Here is a 21791-nt window from a genome sequence, read left to right on the forward strand (position 1 = left end):
GCCACCACCCGAGAGCCCCACGTCCGAGCCCTGCGAGCCGGTTTGAGCTGACATGACCCGCACCCACGAAATCCGCCCCGATCTGGACGAGGGAATCGATCGCAAGGTTCTGAGCCAGCTGCGTGCCCGCTTCCTGAAGCTCAACGAAGGCCGCATGGCCCGCGCCCTGGAGGGTTTATCGACCCGCCAGCAAGGCGTGCTGAACCTTCTGCCGCTGTTCTTCCACGTCAACCATCCGCTGTTGCCAGGCTACGTTTCGGGCAGCACCCCGGCGGGGCTGTCGAATTTCGAACCTGACGCCAACCTACTGGCCGAAGCCCAACGCCTGACCCGTTCGTTTAACTATAAACCTCGCCACGGCAGCAACCCGCCACGCCCGATTCACGGCCTGTTCCTGATGGGCAGCCTCGGCACCCTGGCCCAGGCGGACCAGAGCGATATGGACGTGTGGGTCTGCCACAGCCCGGACTTGAACGAGAACGAACTCGCCGAGCTGCGCAAGAAATGCCAGTTGCTGGAAGCCTGGGCCGCCAGCCAGGGCGCCGAGGCGCATTTCTTCCTGATCGACCCGGTCCGCTTTGTACGGGGCGAGCGCGACAATCAACTGAGCTCCGAGAATTGCGGTACCACCCAGCACTACTTGCTGCTCGACGAGTTCTATCGCACCGCGATCTGGCTGGCCGGGCGTACTCCGATCTGGTGGCTGGTGCCGGTCTATGAAGAGTCCAACTACGACCGCTACACCCATACGCTGATTACCAAGCGCTTCATTCGTGCCGACGAAACCCTCGACCTGGGCAACCTTGCCTTCATCCCGCCCGGGGAGTTCATTGGCGCGGGCCTGTGGCAGTTGTTCAAAGGGATCGAGTCACCTTACAAGTCGGTGCTCAAGCTGCTGTTGACCGAGGTGTACGCCAGTGAGCACCCGAAGGTCCAATGCCTGAGCCTGCGCTACAAACAGGCGGTGTTCGCCAATCGGCTCGACCTCGATGAGCTGGACCCTTACGTTGTCGTTTACCGGCGCATCGAGGAATACCTCATTGCCCGCAACGAACCGGAGCGCCTGGAACTGGTACGGCGCGCGCTTTACCTGAAGGTCAATCGCAAACTCACCGGCAGCACTCGCACCCAGAGTTGGCAGCGCTCGCTGCTGGAACGCCTGGCCCACGAATGGCATTGGGATCATCGGCAACTGGCCCTGCTCGACAGTCGCAGCCAGTGGAAAGTCCGCCAGGTCAGCTCAGAACGGCGGGCGCTGGTCAACGAACTCAATTACAGCTATCGCTTCCTGACCCAATTCGCCCGCCAGGAACAAACCGTCAGCCTGATCAACAAGCGCGACCTCAGCGTACTGGGCCGACGTCTGTACGCAGCGTTCGAACGCAAGGCGGACAAGGTCGAATTCATCAATCCCGGCATCGCACCGGATCTGGCCGAGGACACCCTGACGCTGGTGCATGCGGTTAACAAGAAGGAACCGGGGCAAACCCAGTGGGGCCTGTACAACGGCAGCCTGACCGCCCTTGAGTGGGAGCACTTCGCGCCGATCAAGCGCAGCCGCCAGTTGCTCGAACTGCTCACCTGGTGCCACCGCAACGGCGTGATCGACAGCAGCACGCGCCCGGCCCTGCATCCGGGCAGCAGCGATCTGAGCGAGTTCGAACTGTTCAACCTGCTCGGTAGCCTGCAACAGAGCATTCCCCTGCCGATGCCAACCGTGGACGAAGAGCCTCTGCTGCGGGCGAGCGTGCCCAGCGAAGTGCTGATTCTGGTGAACGTCGGTGTCGACCCGCTCAAACACCACCGCGACCTGAACATCCTGATGACCACCGAGCGCACCGACTCCCTGAGTTATGCGGGGGTCCGAGAAAATCTGGTGCTGACCCTGGATCAGGTCACGCTCAACAGCTGGAACGAGGTGTTGGTCAATCGCTTCGACGGCCCCCATGCCCTCCTCGATTGCCTGCGCGATTACCTCAACAACCTGCCCGACGGCCCTAAGCAACCCCGGCTGCGCGTGCGCTGCTTCTGCCACAACCGTGCGCAATTCATCGCGCAACGGGTGGAAGGCATCCTCGACACCGCGCAGGACCTGTTGCTGAGCAAGCTCAATCACCGCTACCTGATCCAGGTCCAGCAGCACTATCACGTGCTGGAACTGGTGCCGGGCCAAGTCACCCATGTCGCCCTGCCGACGCTGTCGGCACTGGTCGACTACCTGAGCGAGGAGCTGGCCAGTTACAGCCCGCTGCACCTGGATCCGATGGCCCTCGAAGACCACGACCTCGCCGTGTTGCTGCCCATGGGCCAGCCAGACTGCATCCAGGTGTTCTACCGGATCAACGAAGATCAGGCCGAGCTGTACGTGCTCGATGAATTCAATGCGCTATGGCAACAACGATTGCCGTGGCATGACGAGCAAAGCTTGCTGGTGCCGCTGCAGCGTTTCCTGCAATCGATCCAGTACCGGCGCGATGCCTTGCTGCCCATGGAGTCGGCCCAGCCTCGCAGCCTGGACACCTTGTACTACCAGCTCCTGCCGTCGGGCTCTGCCCGGGCACGCCGCGTCGAGGCGCGCCCGGCGCCACACACGCCGGTCAACAAACCCTTCTATGACGTACAGGCGATCGTCGGCAAAGCCGCACCCGGCGAGGTGCAAGTCACCCTGTACTGCAATCAGCGGGAGTTTTCGGAGCTGGAGCATGGCGACCAGCTGTTCAGCGTGGTCGCCAGGGAAATCGTCGAACAGCGCCGCGAGACCAGACGCTATCGCTGCTACATCACCGATCTGGACCTTTCGGGCCTGCTCGGTGACGGTCAGGGTTCAAGCAATCTGTATCTGCGTTACAAGGCGGACCTGGAGCGCGCATTGAACGAGGCGCTCGATCAGGTGTGAGACGCGGTCAAACGTTGTAGTCGCCACCATTGGACGGTTGCGATTCGACTTCGAGCAGTGTCAGTTTCAGCGTCTTGCCGCCAGGTGCCGGCCAGTCGATGTGCTGACCGACTTTCAGGCCCAGCAACGCGCTGCCCACCGGCGCCAGGATCGAGATCTTGCCTTCGTCGGCATTGGCGTCCTTGGGGTAAACCAGGGTCAGGTGATAGTCCTTGCCGCTGATTTCTTCACGGCAGTGAACGCGAGAATTCATGGTCACGACGTCAGGTGGCACTTCATCGTGGCCCACCAGCGTATCGGCACGGTCCAGCTCGGTTTGCAGCGCAATTACGCCCGGCAGTGTTTCATCCAGGCTGTCGATCAGACGCTCCAGACGCTGAACGTCCAGACGGGTAAGGGTGATGGAAGGTGCGGTCATGATCAGGGCAGACTCCTTTCTTCTGCACGAAAAAAGCAAAACCCCGCCAAAAACAAGGCGGGGTTTTCACGAGCCTCGATGGGTTGAGGCGTATTCGGACACTATCACAGCTCAAAAAATATACAAGCTGCCACCGGGCGGTCACCGCCACTCTGTAGGAGCTGAGCTTGCTCGCGATGGCGGTGTATCAGACGGCAGATTTTTTGACTGCCACACCGCCATCGCGAGCAAGCTCAGCTCCTACAGGGGTTTTAGTCAGGCGCGGGGTTTGCGCTGCAAAGCCTGCGTGCAAATCACCCGCCGCCGCTCATCATCGGCCGAGCGCCATTCGCGGATGTCTTCCACATGACGGAAACATCCCAGGCAGACTTTCTGCTCGTCCAGGCGACACACACCGCTGCACGGCGATGGCACCGCCGGGCTGACGTTGCTGTAGAGCGGCTTGGGCGGGCGAACTGGCGCAGGCTGGGTCACGGCGTTACAGGCCTTCGAAATCGAACTCGACACCGGCCTGTTGCTGGACGATGCGCTCGAGCATTTCGCCCAATTGCTCTTCGCTCTTGTCGCACATCCAGCGCCCGCTCTCTTCGTCGTAATCGAAGTGGAAGCCACCGGAGACCGCCGCCAGCCACAGCTGCCGCAGTGGCTCCTGGCGACTGAAGATCAACTGGGTGCCGTTTTCGAACTTGACGGTCAGCACACCGGCCGAGCTCTCCAGATCGATATCCAGGTCGCTGTCCTCGAAGATGTCTTCCAGGGTTTGCTGGGTGGCATCGACCAGATCGTGGAAACGCGCTTCGGACAAACTCATTACGGCAACCTCAAAAAGTGTCTGATCAGGCTCAAGCGCCGCAAGATACGGGCGCTGCTTGCCGAATGCAAAGGATTACGATCTGTAGGAGCGAGCCTGCTCGCGAAGGGGCCGGCACATTCAACATCATAGTTGGCTGACCCACCGCTTTCGCGAGCAGGCTCGCTCCCACAGAGATTGCATGATACCGACTGGCATCTTGCAAGCCCCGCCAGACGGGAGCCCCCTCGCATAGGCAAGCTGCCGGGTGGCCGGTATACTCCGGCCCAATTAATGCATTTTCAAGGATTTCGCCATGAAGCGCCTGATCTCTTCCCTTGCTGCGCTCCTCGCGGTTGCCTGCCTTGTGTCGGCCTGCGGTCAAAAAGGCCCGCTGTACCTGCCAGACGAAGACCAGGACCCTGCGGCGCAAGCCCAGTCCTCGCAAAAGCCATCCAAGGCTCACAAGCACGACGTCTACCAATAAGGGAACCTCATGGACGCTTTTAACTACCGTGACGGTGAACTGTTCGCGGAAGGTGTTGCCCTGTCTGCCATCGCCGATCGCTTTGGCACACCAACCTACGTTTATTCCCGTGCCCACATCGAAGCCCAATACCTGGCTTACGCCGATGCGCTGGCCGGCATGCCGCACCTGGTCTGTTTCGCCGTCAAGGCCAACTCCAACCTGGGCGTGCTGAATGTCCTGGCACGTCTGGGCGCCGGTTTCGACATCGTTTCCCGTGGCGAGCTGGAACGCGTACTGGCCGCTGGCGGCAGCGCCGACAAGATCGTGTTCTCCGGCGTCGGCAAGACCCGTGACGACATGCGTCGCGCCCTGGAAGTCGGCGTGCACTGCTTCAACGTCGAGTCCACCGACGAGCTGGAACGCTTGCAAGTGGTGGCCGCCGAGCTGGGCGTTCGCGCGCCGATCTCGCTGCGCGTGAACCCGGACGTCGATGCCGGCACTCACCCGTACATTTCCACCGGTCTCAAAGAGAACAAGTTCGGCATCGCCATCGCCGACGCCGAAGACGTGTACGTGCGCGCCGCACAGCTGCCGAACCTGGAAGTGGTCGGCGTCGACTGCCATATCGGTTCGCAACTGACCACCCTGCCGCCCTTCATCGACGCCCTCGACCGCCTGCTGGGCCTGGTCGACCGCCTGAGCGATTGTGGCATCTACCTGCGCCACATCGACCTCGGTGGTGGCCTGGGTGTGCGCTATCGCGACGAAGAACCGCCATTGGCCGGCGACTACATCAAGGCCGTGCGTGAGCGTCTCGACGGTCGCGACCTGGCGCTGGTGTTCGAACCGGGCCGCTTCATCGTGGCCAACGCCGGCGTGCTGCTGACCCAGGTCGAGTACCTCAAGCACACCGAACACAAGGATTTCGCCATCGTCGATGCGGCGATGAACGACCTGATCCGCCCGGCGCTGTACCAGGCCTGGATGGACGTCACGGCCGTGCGCCCGCGTAACACCGCTGCCCGTACCTACGACATCGTCGGCCCGATTTGCGAGACCGGTGACTTCCTGGCCAAGGAGCGTGAACTGGCCCTGGAAGAAGGCGATCTGCTGGCCGTGCATTCGGCGGGCGCCTACGGGTTCGTCATGAGTTCCAACTACAACACCCGCGGTCGTGCCGCCGAAGTGCTGGTGGACGGTGATCAGGCCTTTGAAGTGCGTCGCCGTGAAACGGTAGCCGAGTTGTTTGCTGGCGAAAGCCTGCTGCCGGAGTAAAACCATGCTGCTGCGTTTTACCAAGATGCACGGCCTGGGCAATGACTTCATGGTTCTCGACCTGGTCAGCCAGCACGCGCACATCCTGCCCAAGCACGCCAAGCTGTGGGGCGATCGGCATACCGGCATCGGTTTCGACCAGTTGCTGATCGTCGAGGCGCCGAGCAACCCGGACGTGGATTTCCGCTATCGGATCTTCAACTCCGATGGTTCGGAAGTGGAACAGTGCGGCAATGGCGCCCGCTGTTTCGCCCGTTTTGTGCTCGACAAGCGCCTGACCGCCAAGAAGCAGATCCGCGTCGAAACCAAAAGCGGCATCATCGAACTGGATGTGCGCAACGACGGGCAGATCGGCGTCAACATGGGCGCCCCGCGCCAGGTGCCGGCGGATATTCCGTTCCAGGCAGCCGAGCAGGCCCTGAGTTATCAGGTTGACGTCGACGGTACGCCGGTCGATCTGGCCGCCGTGTCGATGGGCAACCCCCATGCCGTGCTGCGGGTCAGCGACATCAACAATGCGCCGGTGCATGAGTTGGGACCGAAAATCGAGCATCACCCGCGCTTCCCGGCGCGGGTCAATGTCGGTTTCCTCCAGGTCATCGACCGCAATCGTGCGCAATTGCGCGTCTGGGAACGCGGCGCCGGGGAAACCCAGGCCTGCGGGACTGGCGCCTGCGCCGCCGCGGTCGCCGCGATCAGCCAGGGGTGGATGGATTCGCCGCTATTGATCGACTTGCCTGGCGGGCGCCTGTCCATTGAATGGGCAGGCCCCGGCCAACCGGTCTTGATGACTGGCCCGGCAGTGCGTGTATACGAAGGACAAGTGCGTCTTTGAGTGAGCCAAAGCCATGACCGATAAGCCACAGGTACCCGCCCGACAGCCCGACGAATCAGCGTCCGAAAGCCTGGAGGCGGCGGCGATTGCCGCGTACCTGGAGGCTCATCCGGACTTCTTCGTCGAACACGAAGAACTGCTCCCGGCCCTGCGCATTCCCCACCGACGCGGCGATACCGTGTCCCTGGTCGAACGGCAGATGACCATTCTGCGTGACCGCAATATCGAGTTGCGTCACCGTCTTTCGCACTTGATGGACGTGGCCCGGGACAACGATCGTCTCTTCGAAAAAACCCGCCGCCTGATCCTCGCCCTGATGGACGCCAGCACCCTGGAAGACGTGGTGATGAGCGTCGAAGACAGCCTGCGCCAGGACTTCCAGGTGCCCTTCGTCAGCCTGATCCTGCTGGGCGACAACGCCACGCCGGTGGGTCGCTGGGTGACTCATGCCGAAGCACAGGTGGCCATTGGCGGCCTGCTGCAGGAAGACAAGAGTGTCAGCGGTACCCTGCGCGAGCATGAGCTGGACTTCCTGTTCGGCGAAGAACAGCGCAAGCAGATCGGCTCCACCGCCGTCGTTGCCATCAGTCACCAGGGCATCCACGGCATCCTGGCCATCGCCAGCCGTGACCCGCAGCACTACAAAAGCTCGGTCGGCACGCTGTTCCTGAGCTACATCGCCGAAGTCATGGGCCGCGTGCTGCCACGGATCAACAGCTCCCTGCGCTCGGTACGCTGATCATGGAACGGCAACTGGACGCTTACTGCGAACACCTGCGCAGTGAGCGGCAGGTGTCGCCACATACGCTGTCGGCCTACCGTCGCGATCTCGATAAAGTGCTGGGCTGGTGTGTCAAACAGAACATTGGCAGTTGGGCCGCACTGGATATCCAGCGCCTGCGCAGCCTGATCGCCCGCCTGCATGCCCAGGGACAATCGTCCCGTAGCCTGGCGCGGCTGCTGTCGGCGGTGCGTGGGCTCTATCACTATCTGAATCGCGAAGGCCTGTGCGATCACGACCCGGCCAATGGCCTGGCGCCGCCCAAGGGCGAACGCCGGCTGCCGAAAACCCTCGATACCGACCGTGCGCTGCAACTGCTGGAAGGCGGGGTTGAAGATGATTTCCTCGCGCGCCGCGATCAGGCAATTCTCGAGCTGTTTTACTCTTCCGGGTTGCGCCTGTCGGAGCTGACCGGGTTGAACCTGGATCAGCTCGATCTGGCTGACGGCATGGTCCAGGTGCTCGGCAAGGGCAGCAAGACCCGTCTACTTCCGGTGGGCAAGAAGGCGCGCGAAGCGCTGGAGTTGTGGCTGCCCTTGCGTGCACTGGCCAATCCGGCGGACGACGCGGTGTTTGTCAGCCAGCAAGGCCGACGACTCGGCCCACGGGCGATACAGGTAAGAGTCAAGGCAGCCGGAGAGCGTGAACTGGGGCAGAACCTGCACCCGCACATGCTGCGGCACTCTTTCGCCAGCCATTTGCTGGAGTCCTCCCAGGACCTGCGGGCGGTGCAGGAACTGCTCGGCCACTCGGACATCAAGACCACGCAGATCTATACCCACCTGGACTTCCAGCATCTGGCCTCCGTTTACGACAGCGCCCATCCACGGGCCAAACGCATTAAAGGCGACGATTCATGACGATCCAACTCATCACCTTCGACCTCGATGACACCCTTTGGGACACCGCCCCGGTAATCGTCAGCGCCGAAGCCGTATTGCGTGAATGGCTGACCGAACATGCACCCAACCTGGGCGCGGTTCCGGTGGAACACCTGTGGGCCATTCGCGAACGTATCCTGAGCCGTGAACCCGGCCTCAAGTACCGCATCAGCGCCTTGCGTCGGCGCGTATTGTTCCTGGCCCTGGAAGAAGCCGGTTACAGCCAGGCGCAAGCATCGGACCTGGCCGAGCGCAGCTTCGAAGTGTTCCTGCATGCCCGGCATCAGCTGGAGATCTTCCCGGAGGTGCAACCGACCCTGGAAGTGCTGGCCAACCATTACGCCCTGGGCGTGGTGACCAACGGCAACGCCGATGTGCGCCGGCTGGGCCTGGCGGACTATTTCAAGTTTGCCTTGTGTGCCGAGGACATCGGCATCGCCAAACCCGATGCCCGACTGTTTCATGAGGCCTTGCAGCGCGGGGGAGTGACGGCTGATAAGGCGGTGCATATCGGCGATCACCCGGGAGACGACATTGCCGGCGCCCAGCAAGCGGGGCTGCGGGCGATCTGGTTCAACCCGGCGGGCAAGGTCTGGGAAGCCGAGCGTTTGCCGGATGCCGAGATTCGCAGCCTGACCGAGTTGCCGGCGTTGTTGGCGTTGTGGAACTCCAGGCAATGACACACCATCCTGTAGGAGCAAAGCTTGCTCGCGATGGCGACTGAACATGCAAAATCCATATCGACTGACATACCGCTATCGCGAGCAAGCTTTGCTCCTACAGGTGTTGTGTCAAGCCGAAGAGCTTTGTTCCAGACATGAAAAAGCCCGCAGCGACGGCGGGCTTTTTCAGTAAGCAGGGAGCAGGCTCAGATAGGCCGGCTGCCATACTTGTTGTCAGGCTTCTTGGGCGGATCGGCGACCACATTGGCCTCCACTTCCTGCACCTTGCCACCACGGGCCAGGAACTCTTCCATAGCCTTGGCCAGAGCATCACGCTCTTTGTTCTTGGCCTCGACACTCGGCAGCTCATCGACCGATACCGCAGCCTTGGCCTTGCCTTTGGCGGTCGGGACGGGTGCATCACCGCCATCGTCTTCAGCGACGTCTTCTGCCGCTGCTTCCAGGCCGTCTTCGGCCTCGTCTTCGTCGCCTACTTCGAGGTCGTCGTTTTCCAGATCATCGTCGCTCATGTTCTACCTCATGACTTGCGAAAAGCAGATTAGTTATAGCCCAGCTTAGCCCTCTGTCGAAGGCCGCCAGAAAAATTCAATAACCACCAGGTGACCAGCGGTTCATGCCTCCTCACCGTGCAAGGTGGCGAGGACTTTACGGGCACCGCCAAAATCACGGTGCTCGCCCAGATAAACGCCTTGCCAGGTTCCTAACGCCAGTCGGCCCGCCGAAATCGGCAGACTGATCTGACAGCCAAGCACGCTGGCCTTGAAGTGCGCCGGGAGGTCGTCCAGGCCTTCGTCGTTATGCTCATAGCCGTCTGTTCCTTGTGGGATCAGACGATTGAAAAATCGTTCGAAGTCGCGACGTACCGCCGGATCGGCGTTCTCGTTGATGGTCAACGACGCCGAGGTATGCTGTAGCCACAAATGCAACAGACCGACCCGGCACGCCTTGAGTTCGGGCAGACCGGCGAGTAACTCGTCCGTTACCAGATGAAAGCCCCTGGGCCTCGCCCGCAGGGTTATCAGAGTCTGTTGCCACATACAGTTCTCCGCACGTTCGGGGCGCATTCTAGCGCGCTCTGGGAAAAAACAAAGGCCCTAATACTGCTTCGAACGCCTAAGCCTTTGACCGTAGAAAATCACCCCGTGGAAACGTTCAAAAAGCTGTCGGAAAAAACCTTTCAGCTGCACCCGCGATGACAAATCGAAGACAAAAAAATGCCCGGCAAGCCGGGCAAATTTTTACATGCGCGTGCTTACAAGTTGTAGCCGCGTTCGTTATGAAGCGCCAGGTCGATGCCCACCGCTTCTTCTTCTTCGGTTACACGCAGGCCCATCACCGCATCCAGCACTTTGAGGATGATGAAGGTGGCGATCGCGGTGTAGATCACCGTGAAGCCCACGCCTTTGCACTGAATCCAGACCTGTGCGCCGATGTCGGTCACGGTGCCGAAGCCACCCAGGGACGGTGCGGCGAAAACACCGGTCAGAATCGCACCGAGAATACCGCCGATACCGTGCACGCCGAAGGCATCCAGCGAGTCGTCATAGCCCATTTTGCGTTTCAGGGTGGTCGCGCAGAAAAAGCACACCACGCCCGCCGCAAGACCGATCACCAGAGCGCCCATCGGGCCCACGGTGCCCGCCGCCGGAGTGATGGCGACCAGACCGGCAACCACACCCGAAGCAATACCCAGTGCGCTCGGTTTGCCGTGGGTGATCCACTCGGCGAACATCCAGCCCAGGGCAGCAGCGGCGGTCGCGATCTGGGTCACCAGCATCGCCATGCCGGCAGTGCCGTTGGCTGCCGCTGCGGAGCCGGCGTTGAAGCCGAACCAGCCGATCCACAGCATCGCGGCGCCCATCAGGGTGTAGCCGAGGTTGTGCGGGGCCATCGGGGTGGTCGGGAAGCCTTTGCGCTTGCCCAGTACCAGGCAGGCGATCAGACCGGCCACACCGGCGTTGATGTGCACCACGGTACCGCCAGCGAAATCGAGCACGCCCCAGTCCCACATCAGGCCGCCGTTGCCGGACCAGACCATGTGCGCAATCGGTGCATAGACCACGGTGAACCAGATGCCCATGAACACCAGCATCGCGGAGAATTTCATGCGCTCGGCGAAGGCACCGACGATCAGCGCCGGGGTGATGATGGCGAACGTCATCTGGAAGGTGATGAACACCGCTTCAGGGAACAGCGCCGCAGGCCCGGTCAGGCTGGCTGGCGTGACACCGGCCAGGAAAGCCTTGCCCATGCCGCCGAAGAAGGAGTTGAAGTTGACGACGCCCTGCTCCATGCCGGTGGTGTCGAACGCGATGCTGTAGCCATAAATGACCCACAGGATGCTGATCAGACCGGTAATGGCGAAGCACTGCATCATCACGGAAAGAATGTTTTTCGACCGAACCATGCCGCCGTAGAACAGCGCGAGGCCGGGAATGGTCATGAACAGCACCAGGGCTGTCGAGGTCAACATCCAGGCTGTGTCGCCGGAGTTGAGGACTGGGGCCGCCACTTCGTCTGCCGCCAAGGCCAGGCCGGGCATTACGATGGACAACAGGGCTCCTAGCCCTGCGAATTTACGCAGAGTCATTTTGTTTTCTCCTGGGGCGTTGGGTTTGTGGCGGCTTAGATGGCGTCGGTATCGGTTTCGCCGGTACGGATGCGAATCGCCTGTTCCAGATTGACCACGAAGATCTTGCCGTCACCGATCTTGCCGGTGTTGGCAGCCTTGGTTATCGCCTCGATGACCCGGTCCAGATCCTTGTCGTCAATGGCGACATCAATCTTCACCTTTGGCAGGAAATCGACCACGTACTCCGCGCCGCGATACAGCTCGGTGTGACCCTTCTGCCGGCCGAAGCCTTTGACTTCAGTGACGGTAATGCCCTGCACGCCGATCTCGGACAGCGACTCGCGCACGTCGTCCAACTTGAACGGCTTGATGATGGCAGTGACTAGCTTCATGAAAACTCTCTCCCGAATTGGTGGACTTGCCCCAGGAAAACAAACCCGTCTCAAGTCTAAGCGCAGTGCCTGGCTTTGTAACGCATCGTCGGCCTTACCTGCCCGTCCGACGCCAGCTAACCGCTCCTTGCCAAACACTCCCCGTGCTTCGCTCGGCGCACTGCATTCGTCACGGCGACTGCATCAGTGCATGGGTCATGAGGGTCTAAGCAGAAAGCTTGCCATCTCTGGAAATTTCACTGTTATCAAGCCTTTGCCCGCAGATGGCCGCGACTTCACAACAACACCCGGCGAGTTACGCACAACAACGGTGCGATGCCGTCCATCCGCATGCGCGAAAAGCGTGCATCCCTTGCCCGCGGATTTGACTATAGACACTGCGTGATACACTGCCCGCCATTGCTAACAGGACATTCCCCATGCTCGCGCCCAAAGACTTCCTCGACGCCCTGAGCGGCACCGCCTCCCGCCTCTTCAGCGGCGACACCCCACTGCCGAAAGCCGAAATCGAAAGCCAGTTCAAGATGCTGCTGCAAAGCGCCTTCAGCAAACTGGACCTGGTCAGTCGTGAAGAGTTTGATAGTCAGATGGTCGTGCTGGCGCGCACCCGCGCCCGCCTGGAGAGCCTTGAAGCGAAAGTGGCGGAGATGGAAGCGAAGCTGAATTCCCCAGCCGAGTGATCCCTCGCTCCCTGTGGGAGCTTGCCCGCGATAGAAGGTCGACGGGACTTTCAAATCTACCTGTAGGAACTGCCGAAGCCCGCGATCTTTTGATCTGAAGCCATGCATGCGAGAAGACATAAAAAAACCGCCCCTGCCGAAGCAGGAGCGGTTTCCATCGGTTCAATCCTTACAACGAATCATCCCAATTGTCTCTCAGAAACTCGTATAGGCGAAAAGCCCATAACGCGCTTCTAACGAGGCGCCACATATGTTTAAGAAACTTAGACATACTTTGGCCCTCCTTGCGTGGGGCCAAACCTCCGATGCACTTTCCGGCATACGAACACCTTCGGGATTACACGCGAGCGTATCCACCAAGGCGGCCGGGTGTGGGTTCCCCAAAAACAACACCGGCACGGTTCTCACACCGTGTCGAGGAACGTGAAGTCGTTACGATCCCGACCAAGCTTGGCGAGCCACCCGATGAGTGGGCATCGTCGGCGCGAATGGTATCGCAGGCGATCACGATGAAATGATCTGAATGAGCTAACAAGTTGTATCAAACCATTAGTGTTTAATCGGTCATGAATGATGCGTCGGACAATGCTTCATTTAGCGCTCCGTTTGGGGACGCATGACGTGTTCACGCGTTGGTGATACTTGCATCTACGATCAAACATGCATAACCTCAACTCACGCGAGTGTATCCACTTGGGATACGCAGGCCTTGGCCTCACCAAAGCCTGCAATCAAAAAACCGTCTTCTCAAGGCGGTTTTTTTTCGCCTGCTGTTCATGCCAAATCATCCGTAATATTCAGTGTAAATTTGCACCCTCGCCCACCCCATCAAAATCCCCTCCCAAACTACTCTTCAAAAACCCGCAGGAAGCGGCCCCCCATAGAAGCTCAAGGAACGACCATGTCCCTTTCCATCGTCCACAGCCGCGCCCAGGTTGGCGTGGATGCACCCGCTGTCACCGTCGAAGTTCATCTGGCCAATGGTTTGCCGTCGCTGACCATGGTCGGCTTGCCCGAGACCGCAGTGAAGGAGAGCAAGGATCGGGTACGCAGCGCGATCATCAATTCGGGGCTGCAGTTTCCGGCGCGGCGGATCACGCTGAATCTGGCGCCGGCGGATTTACCCAAGGATGGCGGGCGGTTCGATCTGGCCATTGCCCTGGGGATTCTGTCGGCCAGCGTGCAGGTGCCGACCCTGACCCTCGATGACGTGGAATGCCTTGGCGAACTGGCCTTGTCCGGCGAAGTGCGGGCGGTGCGCGGGGTACTGCCGGCGGCGCTGGCGGCGCGCAAGGCCGGGCGCACGCTGGTGGTGCCGCGGGCGAATGCCGAGGAGGCTTGCCTGGCGTCGGGCTTGAAGGTGATTGCGGTGGATCATCTGCTGCAGGCGGTGGCGCATTTCAACGGGCATACACCGATCGAGCCTTATGTCTCGGACGGTTTGATCCACGCCGCCAAACCCTATCCTGACCTCAATGAGGTGCAGGGCCAAATGGCGGCGAAACGCGCGCTGCTGATTGCGGCAGCCGGTGCGCACAACCTGCTGTTCAGCGGGCCTCCGGGAACGGGCAAAACCTTGCTGGCCAGTCGATTGCCGGGGTTGCTGCCGCCACTGAGCGAGAGCGAAGCCCTGGAGGTGGCGGCGATTCAGTCGGTCGCCAGTGGTGCGCCGCTCACCCACTGGCCGCAGCGACCGTTTCGCCAGCCCCATCACTCCGCGTCCGGTCCGGCGCTGGTCGGCGGCAGTTCAAAACCGCAACCCGGCGAAATCACCCTGGCCCATCACGGCGTACTTTTTCTGGATGAACTTCCGGAGTTTGATCGCAAGGTATTGGAGGTTTTAAGAGAGCCACTGGAGTCGGGCCATATCGTGATTTCCCGAGCCAGGGAGCGCGTACGTTTTCCGGCGCGCTTTCAACTGGTGGCGGCGATGAATCCCTGCCCCTGTGGATATCTGGGCGAACCAACTGGACGATGTTCATGCACACCGGACATGGTTCAGCGCTATCGCAACAAACTGTCCGGACCGCTGCTGGATCGCATCGACCTGCACCTGACGGTTGCCCGGGAAGCCACCGCCTTGAACCCCATCCCCAGGCCCGAAGATGACAGCAATAGCGCCTCTGCTCTCGTCGCCGACGCGCGCGAGCGCCAGCAGAAACGCCAGCGTTGCGCGAATGCCTTTCTCGATCTGCCGGGGTTGAAACGACACTGCACGTTATCCACAGCCGATGAGCACTGGCTGGAGTCAGCCTGTGAGCGGCTGACCCTGTCGCTGCGTTCGGCGCATCGGTTGCTCAAGGTGGCGCGCACACTGGCTGACCTGGAGCGGGTCGATGAGATCAGTCGGGAGCATCTGGCCGAGGCGTTGCAGTATCGGCCGGCGACTCAATAGGTGCTGAAACCGAGTCGGCCCCATCGCGAGCAGGCTCGCTCCTACAGTGGATCTCGGAATCCCCAAAGATCTTCTGTAGGAGCGAGCCTGCTCGCGAAAGCTATTTCAAGGACACCTCACCGAAACCGGTCAACCTCGGACCGCAAATCCGCCGCCAGCTTCTCCAGCTCTTTAGCGGTCACCGCCAAATTCGACACAACCTCACGCTGCTCACTGTTCGCCAGCGCAATGCTCTGCAAGTTACTGCTGAGCAACGTCGCAGTGCTGCTCTGCTCCTGAGTAGCCGTGGTGATCGCGGCGAACTGCTGTCCCGCCGAACGGCTCTGCTCATCGATCCGCGCCAGCGCTTCCGCAACGTTGGCGTTACGCGACAAACCTTCCTGCATCAGCACATTGCCCTGCTCCATGGTGCTGATGGCGTTGCCGGTCTCCTGCTGAATACTCTGGATCATCCCGGAAATTTCGTCAGTGGCTTCGCGGGTACGGGACGCCAGGTTGCGCACCTCATCGGCCACCACCGCAAAACCACGGCCCTGCTCACCGGCACGAGCAGCTTCGATTGCCGCATTGAGCGCCAGCAGGTTGGTTTGATCGGCAATCGCCGTAATCACCCCGACGATGCCGCCGATCTCCTGGGAACGCTGCCCCAAGGTATTGATCACTGTCGCCGTGCTGTTCAAGGCACCGGCGATCTGCTCCAGCGACGACGACGCCTCGTCCATCGAAGTGCGACCGATCTGCGTCTGCCGGGCGTTGTCCTGGGCCATGCGCTGGGTGTTGCCCATGTTGTCGGCGATGTTCAGGGACGTCGCGCTGAACTCTTCCACGGCCCCGGCCATGCTGGTGATTTCGCCCGATTGCTGCTCCATTCCCTCATAGGCACCACCGGACAGACCGGACAAGGCCTGCGCGCGGCTGTTGACCTCATGCGACGCGTTGCGGATGTGCTCGACCATGGTCGACAGCGCCTGACTCATCTGGTTGAACGCGCGGGCCAACTGGCCGATTTCGTCGTGGCTCGACACACTCAGACGCACGCTCAGATCACCGGCGCCCAGCGCTTCGGCCTGGCGCACCAGATCCCCCAGCGGCGCGAGTTTGCTGCGCAACAGCCAGACCGCCGCGCCGACTGCCAGCAACATCGCCAGCAAACTGCCGATGGCCAGGCGGATACCCACACTCCAGGTCACGGCGCTGATTTCGCTTTTTGGCATGCTCGCCACCACCGACCACGGCCCGCCTTCGAACGGTACGGCGATGCTGTAGAAGTCTTCGACCTTGTCGCTCCAGAAGTCGCCCTTGCCCGGGGTTTTAGCCAGCGCCACGACCGCCGGGACCGCTTGATCCAGCGCCTGCACCCCGGCAATCGGCACCAGCCATTTGTTCTGCTCGTCCAGCAACGCCAGGGAGCCGGTCTGCCCGATGCGGAATCGCTTGAGGTTCTCGAACTGGGCTTTCTGCGCGTCGGTGTAATCGAAGCCTACGTACAGCACCGCGATGACCTTGCCGCTGCTGTCCCGTACCGGGGTGTATTGCGACATGTAGAAGCGCTCGAAAAGCAGGGATCGACCGACGAAGCTCTGCCCCGCCATCAAGCGCGCGTAAGCCGGGTTCGCATGATCCAGGACAGTGCCGATTGCACGGCTGCCGTCCTGCTTGGTGACGTTGGTGCTGACCCGAATGAAGTCTTCGCCGCTGCGCACGAACACCGTGGCCACGCCCGCGGTCATCTGCTTGAACTCATCCACTTCCTTGAAGTTGTTGTTGAGCACTTCGCTGCCCAGGTGCAGGCCCGGTGTCTGCACGCCCGCCACGGTCACCGGTTCATCCGGGTGCACACTCAGCCCTCCGTTGAAGCGCTTCTCGAACAGCCCCGCCAGACGCAGGGTGCTTTCACGCAAGGTACCGTGGAAGGTGCTCAACTGATCGGCCAGCAACCGGGCTTCACTGGCCAGGTGCTCTTCACGGGTGGCGAGGTTGGCGGTGTCCAGCGAACGCAGGGCGAACAGGGTACTGCCGGTGATGACAATCGCCAGTATCACGGCGAGCGCAAGGCCGAGCTGTGAAGCGATCCGGGCGCGAGGTTGAGACATGACTGCTCCTGGCCGAGCAGCCGGATCATCCTGATCTCGACGCAGACTCAGCAAAATTTCTAATAATTTGGGGGGTAGCGTCGGACCTGCACGAAGGTCCCATGTGCACATTTTCGGCGGTTGAGCGGAATACTTGAGCGCTCAACCGGGACATAGCTTCATCGTTTCAGCTCAGGTGCACGACATCCGGTAATTCCATGGCCCGGACCTCACTTTGCAGGAAGTCACTGAGCCGGCGCATGCGCTCTCCGCCCGGGCGGGTTTTCGGCCAGACCAGGTAGTACTTCTCGCCACTGGCGACCGCCGTCGGCCACGGCAGGCTCAACCGCCCCTGGGCGACATCCTCGGCCACCATCAGCAAGTCGCCCATGGACACGCCGTAGCCTCGTGCGGCCGCGATCATGCCCAGCTCCAGCGTATCGAACACCTGCCCGCCCTTGAGTGACACCTGATCGGCCAGGCCCATGCGCTCCAGCCAATTGCGCCAGTCGCGGCGGTCCGGAGTCGGGTGCAACAGCTCGGTGTTGGCCAGGCGCGCGGCATCCCACGGCTGATCGCTCGGCAGATTAGGGGCGCCTACCGGAATCAATTCCTCGGGGAACAGGTAACTCGCCTCCCAGTCCGGCGGGAAATGGCCGTTGCTCAGCAGCACTGCGCAATCGAACGGCTCATCGTTGAAATCCACCGAATCGACATCCATCCAGGCGCTGGTCAATTGCACTTCATTGCCCGGCTGCAAATGGCGGAAGCGACTCAAGCGCGCCAGCAGCCAGCGCATGGTCAGGGTCGATGGAGCCTTCATGCGCAGAATGTCGTCTTCGGCGCGCAAGGTATTACAGGCGCGCTCCAGCGCCGTGAAGCCTTCGCGGATCCCCGGCAGCAGCAAGCGGGCTGATTCGGTCAATTGCAGGTGGCGACCGCTGCGGTGAAACAAGCGGCAGGCAAAATGATCTTCCAGCGTACGAATATGCCGGCTGACCGCACTTTGCGTAATCGACAGCTCTTCGGCCGCACGGGTAAACGAACTGTGCCGCGCCGCCGCTTCGAATGCGCGCAGGGCATACAAGGGAGGAAGGCGACGTGACATGGGGAAAGCTCCTACACGGGGATTCGGCCACCCTAGCAGAAACTGTTCAGCATGAGTTTGAATCATGCCATCCATCCTTTTTATCCCTTTGTGCAAACCCCTCGGAGCGCCGAGAATCGACCCTTCCTGACTACTCTCCATATTCGAGCGTGATGATCATGCAGCATCCAGCACGTACTGAACTCTGGGCCATCCTGCGGCTGTCGGGGCCGTTGATCGCCTCGCAGTTGGCGCACATGCTGATGGTCCTCACCGACACCTTGATGATGGCGCGCCTGAGTCCCGAGGCGCTGGCCGGGGGTTCGCTGGGCGCGGCCAGCTATTCGTTCGTATCGATCTTCTGCATTGGCGTGATTGCCGCGGTCGGCACCCTGGTGGCGATCCGTCAGGGCGCGGGCGATATTTTCGGCGCCGCCCGGCTGACCCAGGCCGGGGTGTGGCTGGCGTGGTTGATGGCGCTGGGTGGCGGGTTGCTGCTGTGGAACCTCAAGCCGGTCCTGCTGCTGTTCGGCCAGACCGAAAGCAACGTTCAGGCCGCCGGGCAGTTCCTGGTGTTCTTGCCCTTCGCCTTGCCGGGCTACCTGACGTTCATGGCCTTGCGTGGCTTCACCAGCGCCATCGGCCGGGCCACGCCAGTGATGGTCATCAGCCTGGGCGGCACGGTGGCCAACTTCCTGCTCAACTACGCGTTGATTACCGGGATGTTCGGCCTGCCGAAACTGGGTCTGATGGGTATCGGCCTGGTCACCGCGATTGTCGCCAACCTCATGGCCTTGGCGCTGGCGTGGCACATTCGCCAGCACCCGGCCTACGACGCCTATCCGTTGCGTCAGGGTTTGCTCAAGTTCAACCGTCAGTACCTCAAGGAACTGTGGCGCCTGGGCCTGCCCATCGGTGGCACCTACGCCGTGGAGGTCGGGCTGTTTGCGTTCGCGGCACTGTGCATGGGCACCATGGGCAGTACGCAACTGGCGGCGCACCAGATCGCCCTGCAAATCGTGTCGGTGGCGTTCATGATCCCGGCGGGGATCTCCTATGCGATCACCATGCGTATCGGCCAGCACTACGGCGCCGGGCAACTGCAGGATGCGCGACTGTCCGGGCGGGTCGGCATTGCCTTCGGTGCGGTGGCGATGCTGTGTTTTGCGATGGTGCTCTGGCTGCTGCCGAACCAGTTGATCGGCCTGTTCCTGGACCACAACGACCCGGCGTTTCGCGAAGTCATCAACCTGGCCGTGAGTCTGCTGGCGGTGGCGGCGTGGTTCGAGTTGTTCGACGGCACGCAAACCATTGCCATGGGCTGCATCCGCGGGCTCAAGGACGCCAAGACCACCTTCCTGGTGGGGCTGGCCTGTTATTGGCTGATTGGCGCGCCGGCCGCATGGTGGATGGCATTCCACCTGCACTGGGGGCCGACGGGCGTCTGGTGGGGACTGGCGTTGGGGCTGGCGTGTTCGGCGGTGAGCCTGACACTGGCGTTCGAGTGGAAGATGAAGCGGATGATCAAGCGCGACACAACGTCAGAGCAGCGCTTCGAGGTCGCCCAGCCTGACTGAGATCCCTTGTAGGAGCGAGCCTGCTCGCGATGATGGCGTGTCAGTCAGCATTGATATTGACTGGTACTCCGCTATCGCGAGCAGGCTCGCTCCTACAATGGGTCCGTGTTAGACCACGACCTCCAAAGCCGGCTGTTGATTGCTGCCAAACATCAGGTACTCCACCAATTCAGCCAGCGCCAGCGGCTTGCTGATCAAATACCCCTGCACCTGATCGCACTCGAACCCGCGCAACAACTCCATTTGCCCAGGCGTTTCCACGCCCTCGGCCACCACTTCCAGGTTGAGGTTGTGCGCCAGGTTGATCATGGCGTGGACCAGCTTGCGGTTCTCCTCGCGCTGTTCCATGCCGCCGACAAAGCTCTTGTCGATCTTCAGCAAGGTGATCGGCAGGCTGTTGAGGTGGACGAACGATGAGAACCCGGTGCCGAAATCGTCGAGGGAGAAGCGCACACCCAGGCGCCCGAGGGCGTCCATGGTCTGCTTGACCAGATCGCTGCGGCGCATGACCGCGGTTTCCGTCAGTTCGAATTCCAGCCATTGCGCCTCGACGCCGCGCTCGGCAATCAGCCGGCTCAGGGTCGACAGCAACTGGCTGTCCTGGAACTGGCGGAACGACAGGTTGATCGCCATGTGCAACGGCGGCAAGCCCAGTTCCAGCAGTGCCTGCATGTCGCGCAGGGCCCGGGAAATCACCCAGTAACCCAGCGGCACGATCAAACCGCTCTGCTCGGCCAGCGGCACGAACTCGCTCGGTGGCAGCAGGCCTCGCTCGGCATGGCGCCAGCGCACCAGGGCTTCGAGGCCGACGATCTGGCCGTCCTCCAGGTTCAGCCGTGGCTGGTAATGCAGTTCCAGCTCATCGCGGCGCAACGCCCGGCGCAGCTCGGTTTCGAGGTCGGCGATGCTGCGGGCGTTACGGTTGATGCGTTCGTTGAAGATGTGAAAGGTGCAGCCCTGGGTGCTCTTGGCCTGCTGCATGGCGATGTGGGCGTGCCACATCAGCGGGTCGGCACCGGCCTGGGCGCGGGCGTGGGCGATACCCAGGCTGGAGCCGATCAACAGGCTTTCGCCATCGATCCAATAGGGCTCGGCCAGCGCTTCGGTGATGCGTTCGGCCATCCACTCGGCACGTTGGGGCGCGCGGCGAGTGTCGATGAGCAAGGCGAATTCGTCGCTGCCCAGGCGCGCCAGCTGGTCGCCGGCTTCGAGCTGGCTCTTGAGCCGCGCGACCACTTGCAGGATCAGCCGATCACCGGCCTGATGGCCGAGGGCGTCGTTGGCGTAACGGAAGTTGTCGAGATCGAGGTGACCCAGCGCCAGGCCGCGGCCGTCGTTCTCCGCCAGGCGCGCGGTCAGCAAGGTCTGGAAGCCCTGGCGATTGGCGATGCCGGTCAGCGGGTCCTGTTCGGCCAGGCGTTGCAGAGTTGTTTCCAGCACGCCGCGCTCACGCACGTGGCGCAGGCAGCGACGCAACATGCCAGGGTCGAGATGGTCGCGTACCAGCCAGTCGCTTACACCGTCGGGCGGGGTCAGGGGCTCATGTTCGAGTAGCAGCACCGTGGGCAGACAGCAACGGCCCGGCGCCGGCTGAAGGGCCGGGATCGTCAACAACACCGCGCTGCGGTTGTCATCGAACAGACTGCTGACCGACTCCCAACTCGGCGCGCTGATGAGCACGGCCGAGCTCCCCATCGGAGCCAGACACTCGCGCAACAACGCTGCCCACGCTGGCTCTTCGGCCAATAGCAGCAAACGCAAGGGTTCGACAGGCGTAGACAAGCTAGCTCCCTAGACTCTGCAAAGATGTAGGCGACAGGCATTATGCCGATCTGATAGGCAATGACCAAATGACATCACTTATCAAACGAGGCCTTTGTATCCGAAATTACGAACATTAGCCGTGAATTCCTTGCGCATCCTGCGTGAAAGTATCAAAACCGGCAATTAGAGATCGCGTTGTGCGTCACAAGTCGGAGAGAGCAGCA

The 21791-nt window shown here is 61.4% G+C and carries 20 protein-coding genes; 10 read left to right on the forward strand and 10 right to left on the reverse strand.

The genetic code is table 11. The annotated features are described in order from the left end of the window. Positions 1-52: 52 nt before the first annotated feature. On the forward strand, positions 53-2896 hold the full coding sequence (locus tag DKY63_RS19000; RefSeq protein ID WP_110965491.1) for a class I adenylate cyclase: 2844 nt from the start codon (positions 53-55) through the stop codon (positions 2894-2896). Between the two features lie 7 nt (positions 2897-2903). On the opposite strand, the gene rnk is transcribed toward DKY63_RS19000, so the two are convergent. The 3 genes from rnk to cyaY all read right to left on the reverse strand — a co-directional run bounded on the left by rnk (position 2904) and on the right by cyaY (position 4125). Next, positions 2904-3314 (reverse strand): nucleoside diphosphate kinase regulator, encoded by a 411-nt coding sequence (gene rnk, locus DKY63_RS19005; protein WP_110965492.1) that lies wholly within the window; start codon positions 3312-3314, stop codon positions 2904-2906. 255 nt (positions 3315-3569) lie between these two features. Next, positions 3570-3788 (reverse strand): DUF1289 domain-containing protein, encoded by a 219-nt coding sequence (locus DKY63_RS19010; protein ID WP_110965493.1) that lies wholly within the window; start codon positions 3786-3788, stop codon positions 3570-3572. A gap of 4 nt (positions 3789-3792) precedes the next feature. Further along, the gene (gene cyaY / locus DKY63_RS19015; protein ID WP_110965494.1) at positions 3793-4125 is read right to left on the reverse strand and encodes an iron donor protein CyaY; all 333 of its coding nucleotides are present in this window, start codon (positions 4123-4125) and stop codon (positions 3793-3795) included. Between the two features lie 295 nt (positions 4126-4420). Between cyaY and lptM the strand changes: the two genes are divergently transcribed. From lptM to DKY63_RS19045, 6 genes are read left to right on the forward strand one after another with little or no spacing between them, the layout of a single operon-like run. Then, positions 4421-4591, forward strand: coding sequence for an LPS translocon maturation chaperone LptM (lptM, locus tag DKY63_RS19020; RefSeq protein WP_110965495.1), 171 nt, complete (start codon positions 4421-4423; stop codon positions 4589-4591). Positions 4592-4600: 9 nt separating this feature from the next. After that, positions 4601-5848, forward strand: a complete 1248-nt coding sequence (lysA, locus tag DKY63_RS19025; protein ID WP_110965496.1) for a diaminopimelate decarboxylase — start codon at positions 4601-4603, stop codon at positions 5846-5848. A 4-nt stretch (positions 5849-5852) separates the two neighbouring features. Then, positions 5853-6683: a diaminopimelate epimerase gene (gene dapF / locus DKY63_RS19030; protein WP_110965497.1), complete on the forward strand. Its 831-nt coding sequence runs from the start codon at positions 5853-5855 to the stop codon at positions 6681-6683. Between the two features lie 13 nt (positions 6684-6696). Continuing rightward, positions 6697-7422, forward strand: coding sequence for a DUF484 family protein (locus DKY63_RS19035; RefSeq protein ID WP_110965498.1), 726 nt, complete (start codon positions 6697-6699; stop codon positions 7420-7422). Between the two features lie 2 nt (positions 7423-7424). Continuing rightward, positions 7425-8324, forward strand: coding sequence for a tyrosine recombinase XerC (gene xerC, locus DKY63_RS19040; RefSeq protein WP_110965499.1), 900 nt, complete (start codon positions 7425-7427; stop codon positions 8322-8324). Beyond that, the gene (locus DKY63_RS19045) at positions 8321-9025 is read left to right on the forward strand and encodes an HAD family hydrolase (protein ID WP_110965500.1); all 705 of its coding nucleotides are present in this window, start codon (positions 8321-8323) and stop codon (positions 9023-9025) included. Before xerC ends, DKY63_RS19045 begins: the two co-directional genes overlap by 4 nt. A gap of 188 nt (positions 9026-9213) precedes the next feature. On the opposite strand, the gene sutA is transcribed toward DKY63_RS19045, so the two are convergent. The 4 genes from sutA to glnK all read right to left on the reverse strand — a co-directional run bounded on the left by sutA (position 9214) and on the right by glnK (position 11992). Then, positions 9214-9537 carry a transcriptional regulator SutA gene (sutA, locus tag DKY63_RS19050; protein WP_110965501.1) on the reverse strand — a complete coding sequence of 108 codons (324 nt, stop codon included), beginning with the start codon at positions 9535-9537 and terminating at the stop codon, positions 9214-9216. Positions 9538-9639: 102 nt separating this feature from the next. Then, a complete protein-coding gene (locus DKY63_RS19055; protein WP_110965502.1) occupies positions 9640-10065 on the reverse strand; it encodes a secondary thiamine-phosphate synthase enzyme YjbQ in 426 nt (141 codons plus the stop codon). Positions 10066-10280: 215 nt separating this feature from the next. Next, the gene (locus DKY63_RS19060; protein ID WP_110965503.1) at positions 10281-11618 is read right to left on the reverse strand and encodes an ammonium transporter; all 1338 of its coding nucleotides are present in this window, start codon (positions 11616-11618) and stop codon (positions 10281-10283) included. 35 nt (positions 11619-11653) lie between these two features. Beyond that, positions 11654-11992 carry a P-II family nitrogen regulator gene (gene glnK / locus DKY63_RS19065; RefSeq protein ID WP_002555808.1) on the reverse strand — a complete coding sequence of 113 codons (339 nt, stop codon included), beginning with the start codon at positions 11990-11992 and terminating at the stop codon, positions 11654-11656. Between the two features lie 419 nt (positions 11993-12411). Here glnK and DKY63_RS19070 point away from each other — a divergent pair, with 419 nt between their 5' ends. Continuing rightward, positions 12412-12672: an accessory factor UbiK family protein gene (locus tag DKY63_RS19070; protein WP_110965504.1), complete on the forward strand. Its 261-nt coding sequence runs from the start codon at positions 12412-12414 to the stop codon at positions 12670-12672. 901 nt (positions 12673-13573) lie between these two features. Beyond that, entirely contained in the window at positions 13574-15067 is a 1494-nt protein-coding gene (locus DKY63_RS19075) for a YifB family Mg chelatase-like AAA ATPase (RefSeq protein ID WP_110965505.1), read from the forward strand. A gap of 116 nt (positions 15068-15183) precedes the next feature. Here DKY63_RS19075 and DKY63_RS19080 read toward each other — a convergent pair whose 3' ends face one another. Both DKY63_RS19080 and DKY63_RS19090 read right to left on the reverse strand, forming a co-directional pair. Beyond that, complete coding sequence (locus DKY63_RS19080; RefSeq protein ID WP_110965506.1) at positions 15184-17160, reverse strand: methyl-accepting chemotaxis protein; 1977 nt, start codon at positions 17158-17160, stop codon at positions 15184-15186. Between the two features lie 166 nt (positions 17161-17326). Further along, positions 17327-18247 (reverse strand): LysR substrate-binding domain-containing protein, encoded by a 921-nt coding sequence (locus DKY63_RS19090; protein ID WP_110965507.1) that lies wholly within the window; start codon positions 18245-18247, stop codon positions 17327-17329. Between the two features lie 158 nt (positions 18248-18405). Here DKY63_RS19090 and DKY63_RS19095 point away from each other — a divergent pair, with 158 nt between their 5' ends. Next, positions 18406-19803: a NorM family multidrug efflux MATE transporter gene (locus DKY63_RS19095; RefSeq protein ID WP_110967945.1), complete on the forward strand. Its 1398-nt coding sequence runs from the start codon at positions 18406-18408 to the stop codon at positions 19801-19803. Positions 19804-19911: 108 nt separating this feature from the next. Here DKY63_RS19095 and DKY63_RS19100 read toward each other — a convergent pair whose 3' ends face one another. Further along, a complete protein-coding gene (locus DKY63_RS19100; RefSeq protein WP_110965508.1) occupies positions 19912-21585 on the reverse strand; it encodes a putative bifunctional diguanylate cyclase/phosphodiesterase in 1674 nt (557 codons plus the stop codon). Positions 21586-21791: the final 206 nt, after the last annotated feature.

Origin of the sequence: Pseudomonas putida (genome assembly GCF_003228315.1) — a bacterium.
GTDB classification, from domain to species: domain Bacteria; phylum Pseudomonadota; class Gammaproteobacteria; order Pseudomonadales; family Pseudomonadaceae; genus Aquipseudomonas; species Aquipseudomonas putida_S.